This is a genomic window from Selenomonadales bacterium 4137-cl, assembly GCA_032334055.1.
Lineage (GTDB): Bacteria > Bacillota > Negativicutes > Sporomusales > UBA7701 > Anaeroselena > Anaeroselena agilis.
Genome location: JAUOZS010000001.1, coordinates 448,175 through 474,604, shown reverse-complemented (window position 1 = coordinate 474,604; position 26,430 = coordinate 448,175). Strand labels below are relative to the sequence as shown.

The following is a 26,430-nucleotide window of genomic DNA, read 5'->3' as shown; positions in this document are numbered from 1 at the left end:
TCAATATCCAACGGCGGACCAGACAACGTCGCCGGCGACCGGCTGCCCGTTCGCCCCCAAGATTTGCAGATAAAAACCGGCATCTGTGATGCCGGTTATATCGGGCGTGCCGGTACTTCCGCCCCGGAGCTGGACGATAACCTCCGGCGGAGCAAAAAAGCGAACCTTAAACAGAATGAAGGTGGTGCTGGCCGGGATGCTCCGTGTTCCGCTGTCCGTCCGGTCCGGTACATCAACCGTGAGCTTCCACTCGGTAACTTGCGGCCGGCCGGTGGTCAACGGGCCTGCCAGAACAAGGGCAACCAACGCCTTCTGGTATTCCAGTTCGCCGGGTATGAAATCGGTAAAAGCTCCATATCCGACCGGGGCGGAGATCGCGCTCACGAACTTATCCAGCGTAAGATCGCCGGAGGCAAAAGCAAGGTCGCTTATTACCGCGTTGGCATTTCGGAGATAGGCATCGTCCAAGTTCAGAACCTCCCGGACAGCCTTAATCTGTACATGGGAAAGCGATTCAACCAATCGCAGGGCCTCCGCGAACGCCCGCTGAAAAGTGTTCTCGGTTTTCAGCGTTTCAGCGATATGGCACGCCTCCAGGATTACCTTCTGCGTCGCCTTGGTTATCCGGTCAGCTGTACGCAAAGAATCGAAAAGCGGCTTTGTTACCTCGTTCTGCGGCGTTTCACTGGTCGTCCAACTCTCCACAAAGTTTAGAAAATCCAGCCAAACGTGGTTCATGGTTTCGCCGTTGTTCCACGCCTCGCACACGGCCAGGATCGCGTTCCATACCGGCTGCCTATCGGTGACATTCAGCGATTCTTCGAGGGTTCGGCTAAACTCACGAGCGGCCAGCTCGACCATGACCCACCCCTCCTGCGGAGAGAGCTGGTACTGCTGCCGCCAATCCTCGGCGGTTTGCCAACCCTCCTGCGGGTTAACCACCGGTGCCCGCGAAGAAGATTCTTCTGTGCGCCAGCCCGCGGCCTGGGGGATCGTGGCCGAGTTTGCCAGGCCATCGGACATAATCCAGCTATCGTACACCCGGAGCATTGGCTGCCAGATGTCCGTCCAGCATTCGTTTGTCATCCAGGACTCGCTAATGATCTGCGCGAAGACCTGGGACCACAGCTCCGCCGTGCGCCACCCTTCATGTGGCGTCAAGGTGTACTGCTGGCCGACATCCTCGCTGGCGGACCAGCCCTCCTCCACGTTCAGCGCGTAGGAAATCGGATAGGCTGTGTCCCATGTCCGGGTAGCATCTGGGGCAGCCCACGGAAAATCCGCGCTGCCCCAAGTATAGTAGCTCCCATTGGTGGGGGTTATGGTGACGGTAGTCGGAAACTCCATGGATTACTCCCCCCTTCTGGGCCTATTAGCTCAAAGTGAACTGGAATTGTGCCGTCAGGGTGTCGTTCACGCCTTTGTTAATGACCGAAAAGGTGACGCGGTCGAGCATGACGCCGCTGCTGGCGGCGATGTTGTTGAAGACGCCGGCCTCGGTGATGGCGCCGGTGGCTACGCCGGGATTAAAAGTGGAACTGAGGGTAAAGGTTTGCGTTCCGGCCGAATGGGCGTAGGTGGCAGCCTGGCGGGCCAGCTCGGCCGTCAGCGCCGTCTGGGTGGCCACCGGCGTAGTGGAGCCGGTGCCGAGGGCGATTGCCTGCATGACTGGGCCGGGCGTGCCGGCAACCTGGGCGCAGATGAAATCAAAGCCTGAATTAACGATTATGTTGTCTTTTTTTCGGACCTCAACAGAGCCGTCGTCCTTCCGGAGAGTGAGCGTGAGGGTGCCTTTCAGATGCAGATCTCGAAGTTCCATGGTTTTGCCTCCTTGAATTAAAATAATTTTGGATAAAGAAAAGCGGCTGTGAAACTTCCGATAGGCCCGAAAGCCTTCTCGGAGCTTTGAGCCGCTCCGGTGCTGAAAGAGAAAACGAATAACTTCCGCGTAGTCGCGTTCTGTGCGATACCCAGCGACAACCAATCTGTATTTTTGAATTCGACCGTCACCAGGTTCTTGTTGCCGAGGTGGTCCTGTAGATAAAACGCGCCCGCATTGGCGTCATACCCCGCCATGAGATAGCCGACGTCGCCTGTCAGCGTTAAGAAAACAAGATTGTCGACGACCGGCTGGGTTACGGTCACATTAAAAACGGTGTTAAATATAGCCGGGACGCTCACGTCCCACGATAGCCGCGTCAGATCATGGACGAACGCCCCCTCCATAAAGCGACCGTTTCTGTACGTCACTCCGACCGCCTCCCCGGCCGGGGTGCCCTTCTCTCCGTCAACCGTGCCGGCCAGCGGCATGGATTCGATCACATCAGCCGGAATGCCGGTAAAGACTGAAATCTGGTTATTCAGCGTAATCCCGGTAATGTCGCCGTCCGGCTGCCAAGGGGCCTGGGCCTCGATGTCCGCCCAGGTGAAGTCCGCATCACCCCAGGTAATTCCGGAATCACTCACGCCTATCATGTTCGCCAGGATCGTATTCCGGGCGGTAAACGACTTTCCGAGATCGACATTCACGATATGCAGCCCACGCGTCGCTCCGTCGGCCAGTTGCAGGCCGCCGCTATTCACGTAGGCGTTCAGCGACGTCCCGGGCCAACAATTAGCGACTTGGTCGACGGAGATTACCGCGTTTCGGCCGCCGGCATCGACGATAACCACGCTGGCTTTCTGGGCATTTACGCTGTAGTTGCCGTAGGCGTCGATAGCCTTGATATAAAAATCATGGCCGCCCGGCGCCGCGAACAGGCAGCTGTAATGCGGGCTGGTTGTCCGGCCGATGCGCTGGCCGCCGGTCCAGCTCCCGCGGCGAATCTCGTAGACCACCGCGCCCGGGACTGGCTGCCACATAAATGACAGGTTGTCGCCATCTCGGACCACGTCGAACCCGGTAACATCGGCCGGTACGGTGAACGTGGCCAGGATGGTGGCCGGCACCGGCGACAAGTTGCCGCTGGTGTCCACCGCGACGACATGGAAGGCATACGCCCCGGCCTGTTGTTCAGGGACTAACAGGCTGGTGGTCATAATCGTCTGGGCGATCAGCACGCTGGAAACCAGGGAGGCGTTGTTGGCGCCCTGGTAGACGTTATAGCCCACAATATCCGGCTCGTTATTCGCCTGCCATTTGAGCAAGAACCCGCCGGTTACTTCCTGGCATGACAGCCCCTGGACCTGGTCGGGCGGTAAAATCTTGCCGGTGACAAGAACAGGCGCAGAAATTACGCCGGTGGACGCAACTCCCGCGCCGCTGACGGTGCAAACCTTTACAAGGTAGGTCGCCAGGGCCTTGACGCCGGTTACCGTCGCATTGGCCGTCTGGGTGCCTGCCACCCACAGCAGCCAGGTCTGGCCGTCATCGCTACTGTACCAGACGTTGTAGCCGGCCACCAGGCTCTTAGGCACGGCCCAGGAGATGTTTAGCGCGGAGATGATCGTGCCATCCTTTTGCCGGTAGGTTTCCTGGCCGACGTTCAGCCCGGAGACTTCGACCACGGCATTGTCGAGCAGGCTGTAGTTAACAACCGGCGCCTGGGCTTCGTCATATACTGCCTCGACGTACTCCACGCCGGTGATTTTGACTTTCTGGTCGCCGCTTTTGGCGATCGAAGTAATTTTAAACGGTTTTGTTTCTTTGCCGACCGGACCGAAAGCGTAGATATCATACTGCTGCGGGACTGTCTCGAACGGTGTGACCACCGAAAGTGTGTCTGTGGTCCGGTCCCCGCCGTAGATAACGACCGGCGCCGCGATAATCTCGTCCGTGTATAGCCGGATTTTGAGCGCATAAGGCTGGTTGGCGAGCAGCGTGACCTCTTTGTCCAGCGTGACCGTGGTTTCCGTCGCGGCAACAATCCGGCCGCCGGCCAGACCCCACTTCGGAATGTCGTGCTGCACGGAAACGACGTCGCCCAGCGTGCAGGCGATGGCGTCAATGTCGGCCTCCCAGTTCTCGGTGCGAACAAGGTATTGGTTGCAGCGCGCCAGGTAGGCGGCCTCGGCGTAGGCGTGCCGGTAATCGGTGATCCCGTAATAGGTGGTCTGCACCGGATTGGCGACCACGGCCGAGGACTCGAAGCCCGGGCTGTAATAAACCGCCTGGTCGGAGGCATAATCTTTGGCCTTGTTGTAGAAAGTGACCTCGACGCTGGAGGCCCGGTCCTTGGTGCTTTGAAACTCGCCTTTGAAGGACTTCGCGGCGATATTGCCGACCGTGAACAGCTGGACCGGCTCGCCCGGCCGATCGCAGATACAGCTGTACTGGGTACCCTTGGGAATGACCGTGCCGCGCCCGACCAGAGCGAATCGGGCCAGCGCATCCCAGAAGCTCAGGTTTTCCGAAAGGTAAATGTTTAGATTGAAGCGGTTGTCGCCGTTCAACTGCTCATCGGAATAGGCCGCAGCGGCGGCGAAGGCGTTGTAGTCGATCCGGTGTGCCGGATTGCCGTCCACCCAATACTCGTACTGGCCGGTGTTGATATTTTTTAAATACTTTGCCTGATGGATCAGATCGTAGCAGGCCCAGTAGGGGTTCGAGGCCCGCTTTTCCTCGTACTCATTGGTGTTCGGGTTCCAGACATAGACCTTCGAGCGCGTCTGTTCCCAGGTTACGCTCGGATCAGAACTACTCAACTGGTTGGTGGCCAGGGCTTTGATGCCGACCAGGACCCGGTTCGGATAGGCGAAATCGTCGTAAATGATCTCAGAAAGCGTGGCCCAGTACACCCGGGTCAAGTCCGCCACGGTAGTGCCGGACTTACTCGCGCATCGCACGCGGACGTTATACTGGCCGGGCGGCAGGTGGTCCAGCCGGAAGGTCTTCCACAGCGCCGAATTCTGCGCGCCGGTCACCACTCCGCTGTTCGGCAGATACCAGGAGGACCAGAACCCGTTGCCTACAGGCTGATACTGGGCTTCAATCGTTACCGAGGCGTTGCCCAGACTGCCGTCGCCGTTGACGTGGGCGAGACCGTAAGGAAACTCCAGGGTGATCTGCAGCCCCTGGTCGGCCGTTCCTACGGTGGTATGGGTCGACCAATTGCCGGCGGTGTCCAGTTCGTAGCCCAGTTGGCGATCAGTGACGGTGTCGTTGAAATTGGCGATCGGCGCCTGGTCATTGGTGCCGTACCGGATATCGACCTGGACATTGGCGCCGTAGTTCCCTATCGGGTTTCCGTCGATGAGGATGTTGTCGATGGAATCGACCGGGCCTTCACCGCCGGAATACAGGAGATTCAAGTATTGCTTGCTTCCATCGGAGGTGACGAACCGGGCCAGCAGCACCGGCGCAATCCGGACGGTGCCGTAGGTTTTCGCCACCGGCGTGCCCGGCTCGGCGGTCGGCTGCGGGCCGTTCCAGCCGTAGGTGTTGGATTGCTGCTGGGGGTTGTATTCTTGCTTCGGCGGCGGCAGGATAGCGTTGGCGATCCGGCCGCCGACATAGCTGCCGACCGCCGTCCATACAGTCTTCATAAAGGAACTTGCCCCGCCCAGCGGAGCGAACAGGCCGCCCATGAACGATATGGCAGCGATACTGAACACAGCCCGGAAGAAGTTCGATACGCCTCTGGCCAGCACCGGATGCACAACGACGCTGTCGTAGTCGCCCGGGACCAGGGTGTCCCATTCTTCCTTCAGCAGCTGGTGGCCGTTGATGCTGACCGAAAACTCTGTGCCGGGCCAGAGCCGGGTGATCGGCTCGATATGTTCGGCGACGGTCGGCCCGGCGTCCACGTGTCGTATTTCCCGCTGGTCTGGGGTAACCGGATTCCGGACAAAAATCAGTTTCATGTTAGCCAGCCCGGCGCGTAATAGCCCTCAATGCGCCGTTTCCAGAAGATGTGGTCGACCCCGGTTATTGCCACGCCCGCCGATCTGTGGGCGTGGATGAATTTGCCGGCGCCCAGATAGACGCCGACATGGTCGGCGATCCCCACCGTCGTAAACACAATGAGCGCCGGCGCCGGCACTTCGCCGACGCACCGCGCCCATTGGTCGCTCTTGCTCGTAACCCCGCTGGTGACGGTTTCGCAGGTCAGCCGGTAATCCGGCACCAGGATGCCGTGCCGGCGGAAAACCTCGACGGCCAAGCCCCAGCAATCATAGCCGTCAGGGCCTTTCCCTCCCTCCTGGAAAGGCTTGCCAACCAGGTCAACTACTCGACGCATAAAATCCCCCCATTCCCGGCGCGCCCCCAAACCGCAGCGTGTTATTCCGCTTCCGGCAATCCGCCAGCGTGTGGCCGCAGGAGGGGTACTGGGCCAACGTCAAGGCGGACACGCCACACTTGATCTGGCCATACTTCCAGCAGCAAAAATCCGGCAGATAGCGGTCGGCGAGCGCCCGGTAGTACATCCAGAAGTCCGAACCCAGTGTGAACGTCACCCATTCCTCATCGTAGGCCGCGCTTTGCACGTTGAACGATTCCTCGATCTCCGGAGTCGTGTTGTCCAGATGCGCCGCGTGGACCAGCCGGATGATGATAGCGCAATCCACCAGGCCGTTGTACTCTTCCAGATAAGACTGAATGACACCGGAAACATTGGAGATTTGAACGGTGAACGTGGACATCGACTTCATGTCCTGGGTATTGTCCGACAGCACCACCGGGATCGGCTCCCAGGCAATGTTCCGCCAGGTGACGACCTCGTTGTTTTTCGCCAGGTGGGCACTTGTCCCATCGGGCAACTGTACCTCGAACAGCACGATCCAGGGGTGGTCGCTCGCCAGTTTGTTTTTCTCAATCAGGCCGGCGCTCGAAAACGATAAGGGCATAGGCTACGCCTCCACGATCGAAATTTCCACGTGCCAATAGCCCAGCAGGGTTTTTACTGCCTTGGGCGGCGAAACGAACTGCACATTCACCGGTTCGCCGGTATCCTGGTCGGCCCAAACAAAAATGTTGGCGTAATTCGCCAACACGAAGGACTTAAACAGGGCATAGTCCGCATTTGACATGGCCGTCCAGGTGTAGTTCTTGCCCATCTTGTTCCGGGTATAGCGAGGGCGGCTAACCGTGTAGCCGCCGTCGACAGGTGAGCTGATTCTGTTATCCTGGAAAACATCCTCCTGCGGTCCCGAAGGCGACAGCGACGGAGGCGCGATAGCCGGAAACGCCGGATAGCTCATGGTTTACCCCCTCCCGAACAGCAGGTCGCGTGACCCGGCCAGGTTTTTGGATACGCCGTCAACGAACATCTGCATCAGCATGGTGTGCGTCGCAGGATCGTATTGGGCCTGTTGCGAAACGGAGAGCTGCTGCCCGCTGCGGTTAACGACATTCACATTCACGCTCGGACTTGCCGGCGCGCTCCGGGTCGAACCCAGCAGGGCCGCCGACTGGCCGGCCGTGTAGATGTGGGCCGTGTTGCCGAAGTAGGCCAGCTCCGGACCTTCCTCGCCGACGATGGACCAGCCGGAGGCTGTGCCGCCGGCGGCGAAATGCTGGAGTGGGTTGGCCTCGGCCGCGCTCGGGATAGAAGTCAAGCCCGCTGTCTTGGCGCCGGAGCCGGTTGTACTGGCGCCGGCAGCGCCGCCGATCAGGCCGCCGAGCAATTGCTGCAGCGGACCGATAATGTACTGGTTCGCCCACATTTTGAGGAACATCTTCTCGATGTCCGCCACGACGGATTGAAAGATATTCCGCAGGGCGTCGGTGGCCGACAGGCCCTGGTCCACCATTTTGTCGAAGGTGTCCTCGACGGAACTCCTGATGTTGTGCCAGGCGCCCACGATAATGTCGGCGTAATTGGTCTGTTCATCCCGGATTTCCTTAAAGGCGACGCCCCACGCTGTCTCCACCTGCGTGGCGGCGATCTGGTTCTGCTGCGCGACGGCGTCGGCGAGTTGGCGCTGGATCGCCAGCTGCCGTTCGGCGTCGCCAGCCGCAGCAGCGTATTGGGTGTTCAGATCTTCGATATATTTTTTGAGGCCCTTTTCCCTTATGGCATCAACCTCGGCCTGCGTTTTGCTGGCGATGGCGACTTGCAGGGAGGCGCTTTCCAGGGCACGCTGATTTTGCTGAAGCAGCTCGTCGCCCTTGGCGTAATCGCGCTTTCGGGCCGCGAGCTTCTTCTTGGCCTCGGCGTCCGCATTCGCCTGGTTGATCGCTTCTCGGTCGTTGCCGTTTTTGGCGATAGCCTCGATTTCCGCTTTGCGTTCCTTCTCGATCCGGGTGAGCGCAATTTGATACTCGGCGTCAGCTTCGGCCATTTTATCGTGCAGCAGCTGCGCGTTGACGAGCGCCGCTTGGTCTTTGACATCCTGCCACGCCTGGCGCCAAACGTCCTTAACCTTGACCGCCGCCACCTTCTGGTATTCCGCGATTTTATCCGCGAGGCCCGAAACGTCGCCGCCGTTTTTGGTGATTTCAGCAACTTGGTTGTTCATCCGCTGGACTTCGTCCGTGATGTTGGCCATCCCAGCCTCGTAGGCGATGCTGGTGCTGGCAGCAATCCTTTTATTGAGATCGGCAATGAGCTGGTCCGCCTGCGCGTTAGCCCGCTGAATTCGAGCTATGCGGTCGTGGACCTTGGAGTCCTTGCCGTTATCCGCCATGATTCCGGCCATCTTTGCGGCCAGATCAGGGTCAAGGCCGTCGCCATTCTGGAGCCAGGGTTTCTGGTTTTTTTGTTTATCGGACCAAGCCTTCCAGGCGGCATGCTCTTCTTCTTCCGCATCGGTCATGGCGACCCGCGCGGTATGTTCGGGCATAAAGTAGCCGCCCATTTCGGTGCCCGGCGCCTCCACCCATTGGGCAGCGACGGTACGGCCGACCAGATGCTTGCCGGGCCGGCTGGGATCATCCCAGACCTCAGCCTTGGGATCGTAGCTCTGGACTTTGTGAAGCCCGTCCAAATACTCGACTAGGGCCTTTATGGCGAACCCGGTGGCCACCGCCACGCCGAGCCAGCCGCCGGCCAAGGCCCACAGGCCCGACAGGAAGTTCCCGGCCGCCACCCTGGCCGTCGCCATGGCGCCGACCGTCTTCTCGGCAGCGACCACGGCCGCCGTTCCCTGGGCCGCCGTCGCAGCAGCCATTTCCATCCCGGCCGTCGCGGCCACTCTTGCCGAAGCCGCTGCCATTTCGTTGGCGGCGACCGTCTTGCCGGCAGCCACCGTGGCCGCCTCGGCCTGAGCCAGGAAGGCAGCCGTCATTTCCGCCCGGATTCTCCCAGCTGCGGCCGTGCTCGCGTTGGCAATCTCGACGCACTTTTCCGCGATTACGATAGCGGTTTGCTCCGCGCTTAACCCGGCCGCCTGCGCGGTTCGTACCGCGTCGGCCTGCATCTTCGCGTACATCTTGTCGCTTGCGGCGACCGCCCGGGCGATGGCCCGCTCCTGAGCTGTGGAAAGCCCCACGGCCGCCCCGGCTTGGACGGCGGCGGACGCGGCAGCCTCAGCCGCAGCGGCCTGCCAGAAGGAGCCGATGGCACCGCCGGCGCTGGCCAGCAGCTGGATGCCTTTATACGCCACCAGCAGCCCGAGGGCGTCCTTGGTCAGCTCTACAACCTGTGTCCTGTTTTCACTCAGAAAGGCGGCTGTCGTTTGCAGGCCCGACATGATCGGCGGAAAGAGCTGCTGCGCCACCGGCGCGAGCGCCGACGTAAACGCCATTCCGATCTGGCCCGCCTGCATGGTCACGACTTCCATGTCCAGTTTCAGTTCGTGCAGCCGCTCGGGGTCAAGCCCGACCCCTTTCACCAGGGCCGCTTTTTCGGACGCCTCATGGTAGTCTTCGAGTGTTTTTACCAGGGCCATGCCGCGAACGCCCAAAGTCTGCATGATGAACTCTTGCTGCAGCCCGCCGGCCTGAGCCTGTTTATATCCCCGACTCAAATTCGCCAGCTGCTCGTTCAGCGGCAGAAGTTTTCCGGTGCTGTCGGTAAGGGAAACACCAAAAAGCGCCAGGGTGGCGCGGACTTTCTCGCCCGCATCCCCTGACGCAAAAAGGTTTTTATCCAGGCGCATCATGGCGCCGGCGAAGGATTCAGCGTCACCGCCGGTCAGCTTCAGCACCTTGGATAGCCGCGCCGCCTCCGTCGTACTGATACCGAGCCGTTCGCTAAGTTCATGGACCGCTTCGCCGGAGTTTACAGCACCCTCGACGATGGCGCCGAGGCCAAAACCGCCGGCGGCCAGCGCCGCGAGTCCGGACAGCTTGCCGATCATGCTGCCGAGGCCGGCCGTCGCTCCGCTGATCGCGCCGGTGAAGCTCGTTATGGGCACCATGGAAAAGGCGGCCTGTACGCTGGACTGACTGTCGCTGAGGGTTTTCTTCAGCCCGGAATTATCAGCCCCGATTTTGATCAGTAGTTCAGCGATCGTTGCCAAGCCTACACACCCGCCTTTCCGAGGATGTCCTTAAACTGGTCCCGCAGATATTCCTCATCGTCGTCCCGTTTTTGCCTGCGCTCGCCGCGAATCGGCTCCAGCAGGTCCTGGGCGCAGATTGGCTGCGTCAGGCACTTGCCCTCGATGTTCATCAACTGGCAGACGAAATACGCGAGCATGTTCTCCTGTTGTGTCTGGCGCCAGGAGTAACCCTGCAGAAGCAGGATGAATTCGTGCGGCTGCAGCCGCCCAAACTCCCAAGGCTTAAGCGCCAGCTGGCCGTAGGCCAGAGGCTCCGCCCAATCCGCCCACTCTGCAAAAGACCCAAAGGTTACTCTGCCGCCGGCGTCGGGTTTTTTCTTTCCGGGTCCACCTTGCCGAATATGCCGGTTTCGAGAATCGCCTGCACAATCGGCAGCGCCAATTCGTCCAGGTTGCCGCCCTTGTCGAGGTATTCCTCGATCTTCTCGGCCATGAGAGCCGCCGTCGGCCGGTTGTAGTGGTGCTTCAGGCCGACCAAGAGGCCCGCGATGCAGAAATTAATACCGGCGTCCTGACGCCGCACCACGTTTATGATTGAATCGCCCAGCACCTTTTCCAGCTCGGCAAGACGAAGGATGTCGAAGTAAATGGTCTGCCCGGCCCCAAAGAGTTCAAAGGGTATCGTCTTTTTCATAATTTCCTCCTTGACTTTAGGCCGGCAGGCCCGCGTAAAGCGGACCCGCCCGACCCTTTTTTATTCAGTCTTAGGCTTCGGGATCGGTGAGATCGGAGAGCGGGCCGACGCCGTCGATGGTGCCTTTCAGCGTGGCGGCCTGGTTGTATTGGTTGTCGATGGTCAATTCGGAAATGGAACCCCAGCCGGTGCGGAATTTGCCGTCCGGATAGACGAACTGGATGTTGACCTGCTGGCCGGCGTTGAACGCGGTTTCCAGGGCGGTGAGGCCCGCGTCCTGGAGAAGCACCAGCCCGTCCAGGGAGATCGCCCAACTGAGCAGCCCGACCAGCGAAGCCTTCCAGCCGCCGGTGGTTTTGTCGCTGGCGTCGATGGTGTCGCCCTTGCGGGTCAGGGTGCCCGCCCGCTGGCCGCCGATTAATGTCCAGACCGGAACAGCAGCGGTCCCGGTGTTGATGTAGAGCAAATAATCTTTGCCGACCGTGGCCTGGGCCGGCGACGGATTGCTGGGAAGATTAACGGCCATACTTATCAGCCTCCTGTGTTTTGAATGGTGACGACGAGGGTGAGAACGCCGTGATACCCGAACTCGTCCTCGGCAAACGCCTCGAAAAAGTCCACGTCTTGGCTGATGACAAAAAAGCCGGGCGCCTCGATCGCGGCCGACGAAACCACCGTGGCGATGTCGTTGGCAACTGCGTTGATCTCCGCCTTGCCGTTATACTCCGACCAGATATGGATCTGGATAGATGCGTCCCAGATATCCGACGTTTTGTCGGCGACCCGCTTGCAGGTAAAGGCGCCGATCGTTATATAGGGGAAAACGGCGTCTTCCGGGACATCGTCATAAACCGGCGTCGTCTGGCCGGCAGACAATAAATTAAACAGCCCTGTCTGCAGGGCTGTCATGGGTATGCGCCGCATTATGATCATGGCTTGACCACCGCCGCGGCCGACCTGACCAGGTTCGGCTTTTCGTCCTCGAACGCCGGCCGCATGAAGGGGTAGGCCTTACGGGCCGGGATGTTGGCCGAGGCCGCAAAGCCGCTGCCGGTCAGGGCGCTGCTATGGAGGGCTTTCTTCCGGTCCGGACGCACTTTCGCGGCCCGCGCACCGTACTCCATTAGGTGGGCGTGCGGCGACTTCGCCCGGACGGTACCGATGTTTCTGGTACCGTCGTAGGTCATGGAAATGTTTTTGACCAGCCCACCGGACCTGACCCGCGCCCGCCGTTTTGCCCCCAGCATGATGGCCGAGGTCGACGATTGAACCGTTGCCCGCAGCCTTTCCTGGGTTTTGGCGTCGTAGGATTTGAAGGCGCCGAGGGTGCGCTGGAGATCGTTGATGCCCAGATTCACCGTGAAAGAAGCCATCTAAGTCACCACCTCCCGGCATACGAGCATTGTTGTTTCGCGGTCGATGTCGTAGGTGTGCAGCACGTCGAAGCTCCGGCCGTCGTGCTGCACCCGCCAGCCGCGACGGATATCTCTGCGGCGCCGGATGGATACCAGCCGGACCAGGTCGCTGATCACCGTGCCGGCGGCCGTCAGTTCCTTTGCGTTCGGATTCCGGAATTCCGCCCAGACCTTGCCGGCGGCCTGATAGCTGGACTTTGCGCCGCCCATGCCGTCGGGGGTTTTAACCGGCCGCAGTAGGGTGATCCGCCAGCTCATCCGGCCGGCGATCATGGCGACACCGGCGGAAGGTCCGCGTAATCCTTGCAAAGGGAAATATGGCTAATGAGTGCGTCGATGGTGTGGTCCACCCTGGCGTCGCGGCCGGCAGCCGCGCTGTCCCGGTTTTCATACCAATGCGAACAGAGGTACTTGACCGCCATCTTCCACACGCCGTCCGCCGGGTCGTAGACCTTGCCGGTCATGCGCTGCATATAACCGATTGCACCGTCCATAAGGTCCTGGAGCAGTGCGTCTTCGTCGTCGCTGTCGACCCGAAGGTAGAGCTTCACGTCTTCAAGCGAGAGAGCCGTAGCCATGATTAGCCACCAGCCTTGGTTTTCGCTGAGGCAGCGGCCGGAGCTGCCGGCTCGTCAATGGCAAAATCCTTTAGGACTTTGAGGTTCTCGCGGACCGTGGCCAGGGTTTCCGCGTCGCTGGGCGAATAGCCCCGCGCGAGAATATCGGTGACGATTTTGTGGTTCAGCTCGGCGAACGCTGCCGCCACGCTGTCGATTTTCCTCATGTGTTCACCACCTCAAAAAAGTAGGGCGGATTGCTCCGCCCCATTATTACTTAACCAGAGTGACCAGGGAATTGGGATCGGTAACTTTACCGTCGGCGATGAGGACAGCCCGGGTTACCCAGTCGTCGCCAACCCAGATCTCCTGGTAGCGTTGGATATTGATGTTGTAGTTCGTGTTCAGCACATAGTCGCTGAAATCGAACAGGAACGCCCAGACGGTGCCTGCGGTCAGGCCGGTGGCGAAAGACGGGAGATAGTTGCACAGCACAACCTCACGGCCGAGCAGCGTGCGAGATAATTTTCCGGGAATGCCTTCATTCACGCGGGCGACAGGTTGGCCGGCGGTATCGGACTCACCCAGCATGGCGTTCCAGGTCTGCTTGGTCATGCACCACTTCGCCGTTGCCTCGTAGGCAATATCCAGGGCGCCCTCGGCCGCAACAAATGATTTCCGCGAAGGGGTGCCTGTGATTACCTGACCCGCGTTGACAGGCGTGCCGGCCGAAATAATGCCGGTCGGCTGGCCGCTGCCGGTACCGGAAATGATCGCCTGCTCCAGCGCGATGACCATCGCCTGGGAAACATTGTTAATCAGGACGGCCTCGAACGCGGGCACGGCCATGGTGTCGACTTCCAGGCTGACGGCAACGGCGCAGCGCAGTTTGTAGTAACCGAAGATGATGGAGCCGGTAGTCTTGGCCTGCTTGTCGCTGCCGGCGCTCTCGGCCACCCAGGTGGCGACAGGCTTCACGCTGGAGTTGGGGATGGCCACGCCGCCTTTGTAGTTGGTCTGGGTAACAAGAGGCAGGATCATGCCGCTGGCCAGCAGCTTGTCCACAACGGTGTTGAGGACGTTCTGCGGGATCGGAGCGCCGGCGGTAGTGGTGGTAGCGTCAGCCCGCAGTTCGGCCGGGATCGGGGTGCCGCGAAGTACATACTTCATGAAAGCGGTTCTGTACTCCATGGTGGTGGTGTCGATCTCGCTGCGTTGCTCGTCGTCCTGGCCGGCTTTGGCGCCCGGAGGCAGGATGATCCGGCCACGAACATCGCCAACATTCAGTTTGTTAGCGATCTCCTGGCGCTTTTGAATAGCGCGTTCTTCAGTTTCCAGGGTTTCCAGTTCGGCCTGGATAGCGTCCAGATCGCACTCGGCGCCGGACTGGAGCAGGCTGCGAATTTCAGCTTTCCGAGCCGCGATTTCTTGCATCCTTTTTTCCATATCGGTTTTACCCTCCAGATTTTTTTGTTTTGGAACGGAAGCGAAAACGAAATGGCCACGCCCTCTCCAGAGGCGCCCGCTAGGCTCTCCAGCTTCGCGGTTAAGGCATTAAAAAAGCAGCCAATCCGGCCGCAATTTTACAGGAAGGTTCTGATTGTAAGCGCCTTTCGGCGTTGCGCCAGTTGCTCGCGAGCCTTGGCCTCCAGCCGCTCCCGCTCCACCAGCTCGGCCGCAGCCTTTTGCCTCTCGCAGTAGGACCTGGCCGACAGCGACGTCTGTTCATAAGCCGGCATGTCCACGGCCGACACGTCGCCGATGCAGGCGAACTTGTTGATCCGCCGCGACGACGTGTTCCGGTCGTACTCGTCGTCGGCCACATAAAAAGCAAACGACATCTTCGAGATGTCGCCGCGCTGGATGAGCGTGTATAAGTCTTTGCCGGTGGTGGTGGGCGCCAGGTTGGCGATCACCTTCAGGCCCCGATCGTCCGGGATGAGCGTCAGGGTTTTGTTCCGGGATCGCGCCATAATCATCACATTATCGCTGTGGTTGTACTTAAATGGAACGTCCGACAGGTCAACTCCGTCCAGGGAGCCTCGCGAGATAACCTCCTTGTATTCCTTCCCGGTGTCCGGATCGGTCCATAAAACCGTCGGCTGTTCGAAAACTATGGCGTAGCCTTCAACTACCATTTCCTGGCAATCACCTTGCGGAAGCGCCCGCATTTCCGCCAGGCGGATTTCCTTCAGTCGTTTTTCCCCCATTTGCACCACTCCCTGTGTTCAGATTTTGGTCTGTCGCCGGCGCACCTGTCTGGTAGGCGTCGGCCAGCTTGGCGTTGACGTAGTTCAAAGAAAAAATCCTCCGGTCGCCGTCTTCCACCGGAGGCATGTTGAGGATTTCAAGCGCGTCGTTGACGGAGAAGATGCCCATGGGCATGAGATACTGCAACAGGTTAATCTTGGTCTGGTTGCTGGCGTACTGCAGCCGGTTCGCCTCGAAAACTATCTCGTTGCCGAACCCCTTCTCCCGGTCGGAGAAGCACTTTTCGGTGAACTCCAGCGAGAGCTGAATGGCGATGGGTTCCAAAACGCTCTCATAGAAGGCGTTCCATTGGTCCTCGGTATAATCGGCCTTGATGATGTTCTCGCTCACGCCGAAGTAGCGGTAGGCGTTGTCGCGGATCACCGCCATCTGCTTGTCGTCGACCATTTTGCTGTTCATTTCCACCGGCGTGAAGTCGGCCTTGGCGTCCACGGCGCCAATGCCGCCGTCGTTATTGACGGACAGGTAGTCGGCGACGAACTTGTCCCGCTGTGCCTTCAAGTCCTCCGGCCGGAGCGTCTGGGTGAATTTCAGGAAGCCCCGCAGCCGGGCGCTGGATTTTATCGCGTTGATAATCCCCTCGTTGACCGTCTGGATCAGCGACAGCGTCGGCTTGAAAGGCTTCTGGTTGCTCTCCCCGAAGATGTCGTCGCCATTGAAATGGCGCCGCAGATGGATCAGCTCCGTGTACGGCACCGTCATCTTAAAGCCGCCCAAAAAATAAAACCGGCAGTACAGTTCCCCCTGATATTCCACGAACTCAATCGAGGAATACGACAGCGGGAACAGGCCGGTTATTTTGCCAAGCGTATCGAGGTGGATATATATGAAGGAATTGTTGTTGGTGTAGAGCTGGCTGACCACTTTGTAGAGAAAATCGTATGCGGACATATATGGGTTGGGCCGGACCTCCAGGAGCCATTGCAGATCGTCGGCCACCGTGGCGATCCGGCCGTTGGCCCGCCTGATGTGTTTAGGCTTCAGCTTCGCCGCGTTTCGGGCGATCGCGTCGATGCAGGTCCTGACCACGTCGTTGTCGTAAAAATTGCCGCTGACGGACGAGAAGAACGGCGCGTAGTCGTTCAGGAACTGGTACTGGGTCACGTTGACCGGCGGCTTTTTATCGCCAAAAACGGCGTTGAACATATTCCTAAACTCCAAGTTTTCACCCCCTAACCAGATTGCCTTGTTCGTCGAATCGGACCCCCTCCCGAACCGGAAGGTTGTCCCCGTGGGTTTCATTGTGACACCGCTGGCACAGGTACTCCAGGCAATCCCAGTTAAGCGTGACGGCCGGGTCGTTTATGTTCTCGGGCGTCAGCAGGATTTTGTGGTGGAGAATCCCGCCGGTGCCGACCGGCTCATGGCACAGCTCGCAGCAGTAGAAAACCGAAGCGATGTAGGCCGCGCGGCATTTCAGCCAGGCCGCTGACCTGTAAAATGCTTTAGCAAAATCTTGCGCCACGGCCCACCTCAGATCAGATTGCTGTATTCGTCCATCTTGTCCTGGAGGACGATATAGGCGTCGATCAGCGCCATGGCGCCGTCGATACGTCGGCGGTTGTCAATACCCTTCACCGGCTGGATGTTGCCATTGATATCCGTCCGGATTTCCAGGTTCGAGAGGTTCCACATGTCAATCGGATTTTTATTGAAGACAATCTTCTTCGCGGCCAGGTCGCCTTTCAGCGACTTCATCGGATAGCTCAAGGTCTGAACCCCCTGCCGGATTTTAATCATACTGTCCTTACCGAACTCGCCAATAAACTCGTTCAGCAACGCTTCCTCGATGTGCCAGGGGTCGTAGCCGATCCAGAGAATATACAGGTCGTCCTCGTCCCTTAGCGCCTTGAACCATTCCAGAATGCAACGTTTATCGATCTTATTTCCCGGCGTCGTCCGCAGCAGGCCCTGTTGTTCCCAGAGCAGGTACGGCACGTTGTCGCGCTCGCGCCGGTTGCCGTCGGCGTCAATCTTGCGAAGCACTTCCTCCGGAATCCAGTACATGGATTTAACGTAAATCTTGTCGTCGCCCGGCCTCATACAGAGCGCCTTGGCAGCCGTCAGGTCCGTCGTCTCGGACGCGTCGAATCCGCCGATGCCATAGCGGAAACCCAAGCTCCGGAAGTCGAACTCCTCCTGGTTGTTGATTTCATCCCAGGTGAGCCAGGCCGAATTAGCATTCTCTTTCATGTTGAAGTCCTTGACCATGACCGTCGGCTTGAACGCCGGGTCATTCTTGGCCTTGGCGACGCAATCGCGCAAAAAGGAAATTGATTTGATAGAACCTAAACCTGGATTTGCTTTTATCCAGCAATCCTCTTTGTCCCATTCCTTCCTGTCGTCCAGTTCATAGATGAACGGCAGGAACCGCTCATCCTTGACCTTGCCGTCCAGGACGGCGCAGGCGTAATCGTACTGTGCATCAAAAATGCCGTCTCGGACAAAGCCGTTGGTTGTGATGCAAAAGAGCAGCGGCTGCTGGCGGGCCGACATGGATTGTTTCATCAAGTCGTAAATATCGCGGTTCTTGATGGCCGACAACTCGTCAATCGTGACTCCGTGGGCGTTCAGGCCGTCCAGGCTGTTCGAATTGGAGGCCAGGGGCTTGATAATCCCCATGTTGTGGGGAAAATAGAGGTCGCTGATCCTTTTCCGGATATGCTTCCGGAGGACCGGCGACTGTTTGACCATTTTATAGGCGTACTCCCAGCCGATCTTGGCCTGATCGAGCATGGTGGCGATATTGTAGATTTCCGGCGCGCCCTCGCCGTCGCCCATCAAGAGGTATAGGTTGACCGCGGCCGATTCGGACGATTTTCCGTTCTTCCGGCCCTCGATCGTCAGGCACTCGTTGTACTGACGGAACCCGGTGTCCTTATGGACGAAGCCGAAGATGGCCTGGAACTTCGCCTTCTGGAACAGTTCCAGCCGGATCGGTGTGCCCATCTTTCCCTGGGCCTGCTTGCAAAAGGTTTCGATGAAGTCGATGGGTTTTTCGGTCAGCTTTTCATCGAAGACCCAAGGGTCGTATTTTTCCGGGTGGACCAGCTTATCCAGCAGCATCGTGCAGACCTGTTTAATCCGCCGGCAGGCGACGATCTCGCCAGAAAGAACCTTCCTGGTGTATTCCTCCAAGTAGCTCATGGCGGCCACCTAGTGCCTACGCAGGAACGTGAGCAGCTCGTCCTCTTCTTCTTTGTCGCCGTGCCGCAGCGTGGTGATGATTTTAACCAGCGTGGCCACGGTCCGGTTCGAGCTGTCCACCGTTTTGTTGTAGTCGGCGATGGCCGGATGGGAGTAAACATTTTCCCGGCCTTTGATGTACTGTTTAGTGACCAGCACACCGTCCTCGTTGATCGTTTTTTCCAACTCGTTTAAAATCTTGAGCTGGACCTGGTAGCGTTTGAAGGTGGTTATAAAGAAGAAATTCTGCTCGACGCCGTGTTTTTCGGCGATCCGCAGAATCTCAGCCGCCTGCTCGTTTAGGTTTAGCTTTTTTTGCTGCAATCCGCATCGCCTTCTTTCCGGTCAACTGTTCCCAGCGGGCGACGATGACGTCGCAATATTTCGGGTCCAGCTCTGATGTGTAGCACACCCGTCCCGTTTCCTCGCACGCGATGAGCGTCGAACCAGAGCCGCCGAACAGATCGACCACAATACCGCCCAGCTTGCTGGAGTTTTTGATGGCCCGAGCGCAGAGCGCGACCGGCTTCATCGTCGGGTGGTCTGCGTTCCTGGACGGCTTCTCGATCCGCCAGGTGGTGGTTTCGTCATCGAGGCCCGCGAACAGCACCTCGTAGCTCGGGACCCGGATGCTGGTGCTGGCCAGCCCGCTCGCGAAGGAAATTATGTAGCCGTCGCCGTCCGGCTGGACCGTGATGCCGGCGATGTCGTCGATTACTGTGGATTGCTTTCGTCCGCCATTGAAGTAGTGAGCGTCGCCGGGCTTCCAACCATAAAGAATTGGCTCATGTTTCCATTGGTAGTCCTGCCGGCCCAAAACAAAAGTGTTCTTGACCCAGATCAAGCACTGCTTAACTAGCCAGCCGGCGTCGATCATCGCCTTCCGGAAATTGAGGCCCTCGGAATCGGCGTGACAAACATAAATCGCGGCGCCAGGTTTGGCGACCGCGAGCATTGTCGTGTAAGCGTCTTTTAAGAACTGGTAAAAGTTGGCATCGGACATCGAATCATTCATAATGGTCAGCTTGTCGGCCGTGCCGCCTTCGTAGGCCACGTTGTACGGAGGATCGGTGAAGATCATATCCGCCAGGGCACCGTCCATCAGTTTCTTAGCGTCTTCTAGCTTCGTCGCATCGCCACAGAGCAGCCTGTGCGCCCCGAGAACGTAAACATCGCCCGGCTGCGTGGCCGGCTCGACGATTTTCTCCAGCTCATCGGACATGTCGAAGTTGTCGTCATCGCCCTTTTCGCCGCCGGCACCGTTCTCTTGCTCGATCAGTTCCACATCCGCCAGGTCGAAGCCGGTCAAACTGACATCGAAATCCATCTCGCGGAGCGCCTCGAACTCCTGGAGCAGCAAACCCTCGTCCCAGGTGGAGAATTCCGCCACCTTATTGTCGGCGATCCGGAACGCCTTGACCTGGGCCTCGGTTAAATCGTCGGCCACCACGCAAGGAATCTGCTCGATGCCGAGCTTCTGAGCAGCCAGGATGCGGGTGTGGCCCGCCACGATGCAACCAGCACCGTCGATGATGATCGGCACTTTGAACCCGAATTCTTTGATACTGGCGGCAACTTTGTCGACGCCTTTCTCATTGTTTCGCGGATTGTTTATGTATGGGAAAACCTCGGAAATGTTTTTATAAATTATTTTAAGTTCGGCCACATCGGCGCCCGCCTTTCCAAAAAACCGTAAATAAAATTCACGCGCAAAATTTGAGGCCCACCTCCGGTCCGGCTTTGGCAGCCGGTCGCCGGTCGACCCGGGGGGTACTCACCGGAGGAAACGCCGACGCCCGCCGCTGCCCGGAGGAACAGGCTCATGGACCAGTGCGGTCTTATTGTTTTGCAGGACTTTTCTTTCAATAGCGCAGCGTTCCCGCTCGGGCAGCCAGTGGATGCAGCTTGGACAATTTACGATATCGTCCCGCGCAGGCTTGAAATAATCACATCCATTCTTCACGATGTACACCTCCAATAAAAAAACCGCCGAACAAAAGTCGGCGGTTCAATAATTTTTTTCACCTGGTAGGCCCTGGTGGCCATGGTGCTCGATAACATATTATCACGGAAATGTCGTATTTTGGGGTGGTGTTTTATTATTTCTGGAAAGAACAGCCGCGAGCGATCGCGATCCGGACGGCGACGTTCACGATCTCATCCCACCACCGCGTCATGGTCTTCGGGTCCGGGCAGTTAGCCCGGCCATACCGCCGGTAGAACCAATCGGCATACCGTGCCTGGGACTCGTCCACCCAGCCCGGCCGTCCCTTCTCGGTGTTGCCGACCTCCTGCTGCTGTCGGTGGACCCAGCGCCGGACATTGAGGAAAGCGAGCTTCTTCTCCCCCAGGCTTTTTTCGGTGTCTTCAATGGTGGTAATCCAGAGCCGTGTGTCTTCCAGCCGTGCCAGGGACAGGCCCAGGCTCTCGACCGGCCGGCCGACATCGGTGCCCATTGGCATCCCAGTCAGTTTAGTGGCCGACAACGCGGTGAACTCCCCCATACGGTCCAGGAAGTCTAGCCTTCTTTCCGGATATTCCAAGAGCCACTTTGTGGCGCAGCGGTTCTGGCCAGCGTAGTCAAGCAACCTTTGTCCCCTCCCTTGGGTTTTTGCTTCTGTGCCGGCCGCTGCTTGTCTGCCCACCGGATGCGCCGGTCCCATTCTTTGTTGACAGGTAGCATGTTCATTAGTGCGTCCTCCCCCGTTAGGCAGCCTTTATTTTCTGAACCTCGCAGATCCGCGATCGGACGGCGGCCATTAGGGCGTCTTGCCCGGTGGCTTTATTTTGTAACGCTTTCATCACATCTTCATCGACTGTGCCGGCGGCGACAAGATGGTGGACAATGACAGACTTTGTCTGACCCTGCCGGTCCAGCCTCGCGTTCGCCTGTTCGTACAGCTCCAGCGACCAGGTCAGGCCGAACCATACGATGATATTCCCGCCAGCCTGCAAGTTTAGACCGTGCCCGGCGGAGGCCGGATGCACAAGCAGCAGCGGTATCTTTCCAGAATTCCATGCCTTCACATCCTTTGTGCTGTCCAGGGTGCGGGCGTGCGGGAACCGCTGCTGTAGCCGGGTCAGGTCGTGCTTATACCAATAGAACACCATGACCGGGTTGCCGTTGGCCGACGCCTCGATGATTTCCTCCAGCGCATCCAGCTTGGAATCGTGGATGACGCGGACCGCTTTATTTTCATCGTAGATGGCACCGTTCGCCAGCTGCAGCAGTTTATTGGACAGGTCGGCCGCCTGGACAGCGATGACATCGCCGCCGGCGTAGGGCAACAGGAGATCGCGCTCCAACTGCTTATACAACTTTTTGATGGCCGGTTCCAGCGACACCTTGATGACGTTGTCGATCCGAGGCGGCAGCTGAAGCCAATCCTTGGCCTTCATGCTGACGCAGATGTCCGCAATCTTGGCGTAAATGGCCTCCTCGGCTCCGGGCTTCGGCCGCCACGAATAGACGATGTGGCCGTTTCGCTTGTCTGGCTCAAAATAACTGTCGCGATAGGCGGTGATGGTGCGGCCCAGGCGTTCGCCCCGGTCCAGAAGGTAAATCTGTGGCCACAGGTCCAGGAGATTGTTCGGCGCCGGCGTGCCGGTCAGCTCGACGATCCGCTTTATAAGCGGCCGGACTTTCCGGAGAGCTTTGAAACGCTGGGCCTTGTGGGACTTGAATGACGAACTTTCGTCGATGACCACCATATCGAACGGCCAGCGGCTACCAAAGTATTTCACCAACCAGGTCACGTTTTCGCGGTTGATCACCCAAATGTCGGCGTTAGTTTTCAGCGCCGCGATGCGCTGCTTTTCGGTGCCTAGAATCTTTGATAGCTTAAGGTAGGACGTGTGGTCCCACTTTTCGATTTCGTCCTGCCAGGTGTACTTCGCCACCCGTAGCGGCGCGATGACCAGGACGCGCTCAACCTCGAAGCAGTTGTGCAGCAGTTCGGCAATGGCCGTCAGCGTGCTGACCGACTTGCCGAGGCCCATGTCCAGGAAACCGGCCACGGCAGGCTTGTCCATAATCAGCTCGGAAAAATGGTCCTGGTAGACGTGCGGCGTGTATTGCAATGTGCGATCAGCTCCCCGATAAAATGGTCGACGGCGGGAATCGAATCCAGGATAACAACTTCGAAACCCAGCGCCCGGAGCTGTGCGTGGCGCTTCAACTGCAGCGGCCGGGGCTTTTCCCCTGGCGCCTTTAACTCAACAAATATGACCCGGCCATTTAGGAGGACAATGCGATCAGGGACGCCGTCGGTGCCGGGCGACACAAATTTCCAGCAAAGGCCGCCCAATTTTTCAACATAGCGTTTGAGGTAATTTTCAATGGTGCTTTCTAGCACGTTTGTCCTTCCTAAAGAGGGGTGTTACCACGTTACCACTAAATCGTAGCAACCTCTATATAGCGTTTATAGGCGTATATATGGCCCCTTTACCCCTCTATTTTTATTTATTTATTTTTATAATTTTTAGTGGTAACACTGGTAACACTAACGCTGCCGGTCGCATTTCACCAGGGCCGGTGGGTGTTACCACCCTGTTACCACTCGGCTTGTTTGTGGTAACGGGTGGTAACACCGCTCCCCCTTTTCGGAGTGGTAACACCTGACCCGGAGTGGTAACATCTATTTCGATTTAACGTAGCACCTTTGCAGGCCGTAGGCTTTTCCGAACCGCAGCTTACTTTTATAGAAAACCCAGCCCGGCATCCGGTACATAATGTCCTTGATTTCCCGCGAACGGGCGTTGTCAAAGGTCTTCGGGTCGCCGCCAAAGCACTCCACCCAGATTTCCAGGGCGCAGACCCGGTCCCTTTCGACGGTGCCCTCCGGGCCTTCGCCAAAATCGCCAAGGAAGTACGCTCGGCGCTCGCTGAGATCGCGCTCGGCCCAGTCCGTCGGCAGCTTGATTTCTAGGAACTCCTGGACCTGGCCGAACTTCTCGGATTCTTCCATGTGTTCTTCTTGCACAGCCGCCGCCACGGTGGCCAAGGTTTCATCCAGATAAAGTGTTTCACCGTCTTTGTAAGCGGCCACGGCCTCCGCCCATAGCTGGTCGATTTCTTCATCGGTTAGGTCCCGGAATATGTTTTTTACCGGCTTCCGGACCCGCGTGGCCACCGGCCAAAACCGCCGATTCCCGGTGACATCGCGGAGGAAGTCAATCTTGTTCGTGGACCCAAAAACGACACATTGCCTGGGGAAGAACGATATATTGCGGCCGTAGGCGACGCGGAAGTTGTCCACCTGTTTGCTCAGGAAGTGCTTGACCGCTTCGACTTCGGCCTTTCTCATGGCCGACAACTCGCCCATTTCGAGAATCCAGGACCCCTGAAGCTGTTCGTAGGCGTCCTTGCCTTGGACGGTTGTCAGCGAATCGGAAAACCAGGATCGACCGATCCGTTTCAGCAGGTAGCTTTTACCTTGGCCTTGCTTGCCGACCAGGACGAGCATGTTGTCGAACTTGCAGCCAGGGTTCATGACTCGGGCGACGGCCGCGACTAGCATCTTCCTGGTGACGGCGCGGGTGTATTCGGTATCAGCTGCCCCCATGTAATCGACGAACAGTGTGTCCAGGCGCCGGCGGCCATCCCAGACCAGAGCGGACAGGTAATCGCGCACCGGGTGAATCGTGTTGTATAGCAGGACCTCCATGAGAGCGTCGAGGACGATTCCTTTCCCCACGATGCCGTAGATGCGGCTGCAGTAGTTCCGCAGCGCGGCCTCGTCGGCATCCGTCCAGAACCGGCTCTGGCTCGCCGGACGCCACGGCAGATCGCCGACCACCACGATGCGGTGAGCGAAATCGTCCATGGCGAACTTGCCGGCGAGGTTCGGGTCGTGCTTCAAGATCAGCAGAATGTTCTCCGCAACCGGCAGATAACCGCCCTTGGTGCCGGTTTTTAATTTTTTCAGCCAGCTCATGTCGTTCGGGTCGATAACTATGTCGGCGAAGTCGGCCTGGGCGCCCTCCAGCTTCTCCATGCCGATCGTCATCCGGACATTCTCGTCCTCGGCTGCCCACTCGACCATGGCGAGGTAGCTCGGCATCCGGTTAACCGCTGTACCCGGCTGGGCCTCGATGTCCAGGTCGCCGAAGCGGTGCAGCCGGATCAAATCGAAGGCGTTTACCAACTGCCCGCCGATCGGGTCGGTGCCGTGGTGGGAATACGCGAAACGGTCTTCATAGAGGACCAGGCCGCCGGCCGAGGACCCTGGAAGGTATGTATACCGTCCCTCCACGGCACACGGCTCGTAAATATCGGACAGGAACGTGTCCAGGGCCTGCTGGATGGAGTAGGTCCGGCAGAAAGCACCGACGATGCCCGGCTTTGCTAAGGGGTCGCCTTGCTTCTCGGCCAGCTTGGCCCGATTGTTCCGGGTCCGCGAAGATTCCGGCCATTGGCTCTGGTCTTGCCAATTTTGATACTTGGCAAGGACCTTGTCTGGATCAAGCCAGGCACCATCCTGCAACTGGAAATAGAACTCGCCGTCGGCCGACGTTGATGGCCAGTACATCAAGCGATGGGCCTGATAAGTGGTGTCATCAAAAAAGTCCATGCCGATGCCGTGCGCCAACATACGAGAAACCGCCTGGTACTCGTCCGGGTTAACTGCCCTGGCCAGCGGGATCACGAAGCGCAGGCGCGGTTTTTCCGGACGGTGCTTGTGTGTCGAATAAACGCAAGCCGCGTAGTCGTTATACAGGCAGAACTCGTCCCACAGCCCCGGCACGGCGAAGTCGGCGTCGAGGGTGACGATCTGGCGCCAGGCGACCGCCCCGGCTGTCCGCCGGCCACCCTTCAAGATGCCGCCGACGAAGGCGCCGACATCCTTCACGTTGTCCTGCTCGGATTTCGACATGGCGTTAAACTCGGCCAGGCTTTCCCTGGTCCGGGTCGTCAGGCTGAGTTTCTCAACCAGACCGGACCAGGGCATTTCTTTATTTTTCCAATCTTTCTCGAAGCGGCTGCGACCGACCGCTACAGCGAGCTGGCCGTCGTACTTCAAGTTCCGGGCTTTGAGAGCGTCAGGCGTAGAGAAAATCATATTCGACCTCCATGATCGCCTGCATGATCGGCAGGACTTGAAGCCATACAACACTGTTCCCGCAGCATTTTAGACGCTTCGCCCGGTTCTTCTGCCCGGTGGTTGTCCGAGGCGGTTCATAGTCGTACTGTCCGGTTTCAGAATTAATGCAGTTTCCCAGCTTCAGGGCGTGGCGGTTGGCGCCGGTGTATTCTTTGCCGTGAAGGTCGCCGCAGGTAGCATCGAAACATTGCGGCGTCGGCCAATTACCGGCCCCGAGCGGAGCTGGCCACCCTGGCCACGGCCGCGGCGTTTTACATTCGACATCAGTCCAGCCGATCGGGAACCCCATGAGGCATTCCACCCAGTCGGCGTTTAACTGACCCAACACTTCCGTCCGGAGCGAACTGTGCTGGAAGCCGCCGGTCGATCCTGTTGAATCCTGTGCTACCGGCGTCGGCCACATCTTGACCGCCAGCTCCAGCGGCGGGGTTGAAACCTTCCCGGCCTCTTTACGTTTAAGCCAAGTCTCGGCATCCTCGCCGGCGGTTTTTCCGGCACGCGGTGTCGGCCACAGCTGCTCCAGAAGCGCGCCCGGCACGGTGTCGCTCCCGATTTGGCTCGCCAGCAAAGTGGAGTTTTTAGTATCCTGCGCTGCCGACATCGGCCAATATTTAGCTACAGCTGGAAGACCGTTCCGTGGATCGTTTGCGAAATCGCCGCGCTTTTCCGCATCGTTGGCTCGTGGTGTCGGCCACATGGCCACCGTCCGGGCCAGGCCGTCGTGGGTCGGTGAGCTGCGCTTTCTGTCTTTGTTTTGGCACGGCAGGAGAGCCACCGCATTAGCATCAAACCCCCGAGGTGTCGGCCAGAGCTGGCGGGCGACGGCGGTAGCCAGATCGTCACCGCCGCTCCCTTCCCTGTTCATTCGAGCATAATCC

Annotated in this window: 27 protein-coding genes; all 27 read right to left on the bottom strand. The window is 58.6% G+C overall.

The window, feature by feature from the left end; all coding sequences use genetic code 11:
- The 27 genes from Q4T40_02365 to Q4T40_02235 all read right to left on the bottom strand — a co-directional run bounded on the left by Q4T40_02365 (position 1) and on the right by Q4T40_02235 (position 26,417).
- Entirely contained in the window at positions 1–1,347 is a 1,347-nt protein-coding gene (locus Q4T40_02365; protein ID MDT8900080.1) for a hypothetical protein, read from the bottom strand.
- Between the two features lie 25 nt (positions 1,348–1,372).
- Positions 1,373–1,819, bottom strand: coding sequence for a hypothetical protein (locus Q4T40_02360; GenBank protein MDT8900079.1), 447 nt, complete (start codon positions 1,817–1,819; stop codon positions 1,373–1,375).
- Between the two features lie 17 nt (positions 1,820–1,836).
- Positions 1,837–5,802, bottom strand: coding sequence for a host specificity factor TipJ family phage tail protein (locus Q4T40_02355; GenBank protein MDT8900078.1), 3,966 nt, complete (start codon positions 5,800–5,802; stop codon positions 1,837–1,839).
- Positions 5,799–6,179: an NlpC/P60 family protein gene (locus Q4T40_02350; protein ID MDT8900077.1), complete on the bottom strand. Its 381-nt coding sequence runs from the start codon at positions 6,177–6,179 to the stop codon at positions 5,799–5,801. Before Q4T40_02350 ends, Q4T40_02355 begins: the two co-directional genes overlap by 4 nt.
- Positions 6,163–6,786, bottom strand: a complete 624-nt coding sequence (locus Q4T40_02345; GenBank protein MDT8900076.1) for a hypothetical protein — start codon at positions 6,784–6,786, stop codon at positions 6,163–6,165. Before Q4T40_02345 ends, Q4T40_02350 begins: the two co-directional genes overlap by 17 nt.
- A 3-nt stretch (positions 6,787–6,789) precedes the next feature.
- Positions 6,790–7,140 (bottom strand): hypothetical protein, encoded by a 351-nt coding sequence (locus Q4T40_02340; protein MDT8900075.1) that lies wholly within the window; start codon positions 7,138–7,140, stop codon positions 6,790–6,792.
- Between the two features lie 3 nt (positions 7,141–7,143).
- Positions 7,144–10,344 carry a hypothetical protein gene (locus Q4T40_02335; GenBank protein MDT8900074.1) on the bottom strand — a complete coding sequence of 1,067 codons (3,201 nt, stop codon included), beginning with the start codon at positions 10,342–10,344 and terminating at the stop codon, positions 7,144–7,146.
- Positions 10,345–10,346: 2 nt separating this feature from the next.
- The gene (locus Q4T40_02330; protein ID MDT8900073.1) at positions 10,347–10,523 is read right to left on the bottom strand and encodes a hypothetical protein; all 177 of its coding nucleotides are present in this window, start codon (positions 10,521–10,523) and stop codon (positions 10,347–10,349) included.
- A gap of 152 nt (positions 10,524–10,675) precedes the next feature.
- Positions 10,676–11,020 (bottom strand): hypothetical protein, encoded by a 345-nt coding sequence (locus Q4T40_02325; protein ID MDT8900072.1) that lies wholly within the window; start codon positions 11,018–11,020, stop codon positions 10,676–10,678.
- A gap of 70 nt (positions 11,021–11,090) precedes the next feature.
- On the bottom strand, positions 11,091–11,546 hold the full coding sequence (locus Q4T40_02320; protein MDT8900071.1) for a phage tail tube protein: 456 nt from the start codon (positions 11,544–11,546) through the stop codon (positions 11,091–11,093).
- Positions 11,547–11,551: 5 nt separating this feature from the next.
- On the bottom strand, positions 11,552–11,953 hold the full coding sequence (locus Q4T40_02315; GenBank protein ID MDT8900070.1) for a DUF3168 domain-containing protein: 402 nt from the start codon (positions 11,951–11,953) through the stop codon (positions 11,552–11,554).
- A complete protein-coding gene (locus Q4T40_02310) occupies positions 11,950–12,393 on the bottom strand; it encodes a hypothetical protein (protein MDT8900069.1) in 444 nt (147 codons plus the stop codon). The genes Q4T40_02315 and Q4T40_02310 overlap by 4 nt, the downstream gene beginning before the upstream one ends.
- Positions 12,394–12,708 (bottom strand): phage head closure protein, encoded by a 315-nt coding sequence (locus Q4T40_02305; protein ID MDT8900068.1) that lies wholly within the window; start codon positions 12,706–12,708, stop codon positions 12,394–12,396.
- Positions 12,705–13,013: a head-tail connector protein gene (locus tag Q4T40_02300; GenBank protein MDT8900067.1), complete on the bottom strand. Its 309-nt coding sequence runs from the start codon at positions 13,011–13,013 to the stop codon at positions 12,705–12,707. Before Q4T40_02300 ends, Q4T40_02305 begins: the two co-directional genes overlap by 4 nt.
- 2 nt (positions 13,014–13,015) lie before the next feature.
- Complete coding sequence (locus tag Q4T40_02295; GenBank protein ID MDT8900066.1) at positions 13,016–13,219, bottom strand: hypothetical protein; 204 nt, start codon at positions 13,217–13,219, stop codon at positions 13,016–13,018.
- A gap of 46 nt (positions 13,220–13,265) precedes the next feature.
- A complete protein-coding gene (locus Q4T40_02290; protein MDT8900065.1) occupies positions 13,266–14,438 on the bottom strand; it encodes a phage major capsid protein in 1,173 nt (390 codons plus the stop codon).
- Positions 14,439–14,575: 137 nt separating this feature from the next.
- The gene (locus Q4T40_02285) at positions 14,576–15,202 is read right to left on the bottom strand and encodes an HK97 family phage prohead protease (protein ID MDT8900064.1); all 627 of its coding nucleotides are present in this window, start codon (positions 15,200–15,202) and stop codon (positions 14,576–14,578) included.
- Positions 15,141–16,424 carry a phage portal protein gene (locus Q4T40_02280; protein MDT8900063.1) on the bottom strand — a complete coding sequence of 428 codons (1,284 nt, stop codon included), beginning with the start codon at positions 16,422–16,424 and terminating at the stop codon, positions 15,141–15,143. The genes Q4T40_02285 and Q4T40_02280 overlap by 62 nt, the downstream gene beginning before the upstream one ends.
- Before the next feature lie 4 nt (positions 16,425–16,428).
- The gene (locus Q4T40_02275; protein ID MDT8900062.1) at positions 16,429–16,728 is read right to left on the bottom strand and encodes an HNH endonuclease; all 300 of its coding nucleotides are present in this window, start codon (positions 16,726–16,728) and stop codon (positions 16,429–16,431) included.
- An 8-nt stretch (positions 16,729–16,736) separates the two neighbouring features.
- Positions 16,737–18,410 (bottom strand): terminase large subunit, encoded by a 1,674-nt coding sequence (locus tag Q4T40_02270; protein MDT8900061.1) that lies wholly within the window; start codon positions 18,408–18,410, stop codon positions 16,737–16,739.
- A 9-nt stretch (positions 18,411–18,419) separates the two neighbouring features.
- On the bottom strand, positions 18,420–18,773 hold the full coding sequence (locus Q4T40_02265) for a hypothetical protein (GenBank protein ID MDT8900060.1): 354 nt from the start codon (positions 18,771–18,773) through the stop codon (positions 18,420–18,422).
- The gene (locus tag Q4T40_02260) at positions 18,733–20,115 is read right to left on the bottom strand and encodes a DNA modification methylase (protein ID MDT8900059.1); all 1,383 of its coding nucleotides are present in this window, start codon (positions 20,113–20,115) and stop codon (positions 18,733–18,735) included. The genes Q4T40_02265 and Q4T40_02260 overlap by 41 nt, the downstream gene beginning before the upstream one ends.
- 433 nt (positions 20,116–20,548) lie before the next feature.
- Positions 20,549–21,037, bottom strand: coding sequence for a hypothetical protein (locus Q4T40_02255; protein ID MDT8900058.1), 489 nt, complete (start codon positions 21,035–21,037; stop codon positions 20,549–20,551).
- A 118-nt stretch (positions 21,038–21,155) separates the two neighbouring features.
- Entirely contained in the window at positions 21,156–22,529 is a 1,374-nt protein-coding gene (locus Q4T40_02250; protein ID MDT8900057.1) for a DEAD/DEAH box helicase, read from the bottom strand.
- Positions 22,484–22,804: a VRR-NUC domain-containing protein gene (locus tag Q4T40_02245; GenBank protein ID MDT8900056.1), complete on the bottom strand. Its 321-nt coding sequence runs from the start codon at positions 22,802–22,804 to the stop codon at positions 22,484–22,486. Before Q4T40_02245 ends, Q4T40_02250 begins: the two co-directional genes overlap by 46 nt.
- Before the next feature lie 282 nt (positions 22,805–23,086).
- Positions 23,087–25,510, bottom strand: coding sequence for a virulence-associated E family protein (locus tag Q4T40_02240; GenBank protein MDT8900055.1), 2,424 nt, complete (start codon positions 25,508–25,510; stop codon positions 23,087–23,089).
- The gene (locus Q4T40_02235; GenBank protein ID MDT8900054.1) at positions 25,491–26,417 is read right to left on the bottom strand and encodes a hypothetical protein; all 927 of its coding nucleotides are present in this window, start codon (positions 26,415–26,417) and stop codon (positions 25,491–25,493) included. The genes Q4T40_02240 and Q4T40_02235 overlap by 20 nt, the downstream gene beginning before the upstream one ends.
- Positions 26,418–26,430: the final 13 nt, after the last annotated feature.

Bases quoted from the DNA above. Each gene is read 5' to 3' on its own strand.
- Q4T40_02340 (MDT8900075.1), bottom strand. From the start codon at position 7,140: ATGAGCTATCCGGCGTTTCCGGCTATCGCGCCTCCGTCGCTGTCGCCT.
- Q4T40_02345 (MDT8900076.1), bottom strand. From the start codon at position 6,786: ATGCCCTTATCGTTTTCGAGCGCCGGCCTGATTGAGAAAAACAAACTG.
- Q4T40_02310 (MDT8900069.1), bottom strand. From the start codon at position 12,393: ATGGCTTCTTTCACGGTGAATCTGGGCATCAACGATCTCCAGCGCACC.
- Q4T40_02290 (MDT8900065.1), bottom strand. From the start codon at position 14,438: ATGGAAAAAAGGATGCAAGAAATCGCGGCTCGGAAAGCTGAAATTCGC.
- Q4T40_02360 (MDT8900079.1), bottom strand. From the start codon at position 1,819: ATGGAACTTCGAGATCTGCATCTGAAAGGCACCCTCACGCTCACTCTC.
- Q4T40_02235 (MDT8900054.1), bottom strand. From the start codon at position 26,417: ATGAACAGGGAAGGGAGCGGCGGTGACGATCTGGCTACCGCCGTCGCC.
- Q4T40_02285 (MDT8900064.1), bottom strand. From the start codon at position 15,202: ATGGGGGAAAAACGACTGAAGGAAATCCGCCTGGCGGAAATGCGGGCG.
- Q4T40_02300 (MDT8900067.1), bottom strand. From the start codon at position 13,013: ATGGCTACGGCTCTCTCGCTTGAAGACGTGAAGCTCTACCTTCGGGTC.
- Q4T40_02270 (MDT8900061.1), bottom strand. From the start codon at position 18,410: ATGAGCTACTTGGAGGAATACACCAGGAAGGTTCTTTCTGGCGAGATC.
- Q4T40_02320 (MDT8900071.1), bottom strand. From the start codon at position 11,546: ATGGCCGTTAATCTTCCCAGCAATCCGTCGCCGGCCCAGGCCACGGTC.
- Q4T40_02330 (MDT8900073.1), bottom strand. From the start codon at position 10,523: ATGCTCGCGTATTTCGTCTGCCAGTTGATGAACATCGAGGGCAAGTGC.
- Q4T40_02325 (MDT8900072.1), bottom strand. From the start codon at position 11,020: ATGAAAAAGACGATACCCTTTGAACTCTTTGGGGCCGGGCAGACCATT.
- Q4T40_02295 (MDT8900066.1), bottom strand. From the start codon at position 13,219: ATGAGGAAAATCGACAGCGTGGCGGCAGCGTTCGCCGAGCTGAACCAC.
- Q4T40_02315 (MDT8900070.1), bottom strand. From the start codon at position 11,953: ATGATCATAATGCGGCGCATACCCATGACAGCCCTGCAGACAGGGCTG.
- Q4T40_02365 (MDT8900080.1), bottom strand. From the start codon at position 1,347: ATGGAGTTTCCGACTACCGTCACCATAACCCCCACCAATGGGAGCTAC.
- Q4T40_02305 (MDT8900068.1), bottom strand. From the start codon at position 12,708: ATGATCGCCGGCCGGATGAGCTGGCGGATCACCCTACTGCGGCCGGTT.
- Q4T40_02240 (MDT8900055.1), bottom strand. From the start codon at position 25,510: ATGATTTTCTCTACGCCTGACGCTCTCAAAGCCCGGAACTTGAAGTAC.
- Q4T40_02355 (MDT8900078.1), bottom strand. From the start codon at position 5,802: ATGAAACTGATTTTTGTCCGGAATCCGGTTACCCCAGACCAGCGGGAA.
- Q4T40_02350 (MDT8900077.1), bottom strand. From the start codon at position 6,179: ATGCGTCGAGTAGTTGACCTGGTTGGCAAGCCTTTCCAGGAGGGAGGG.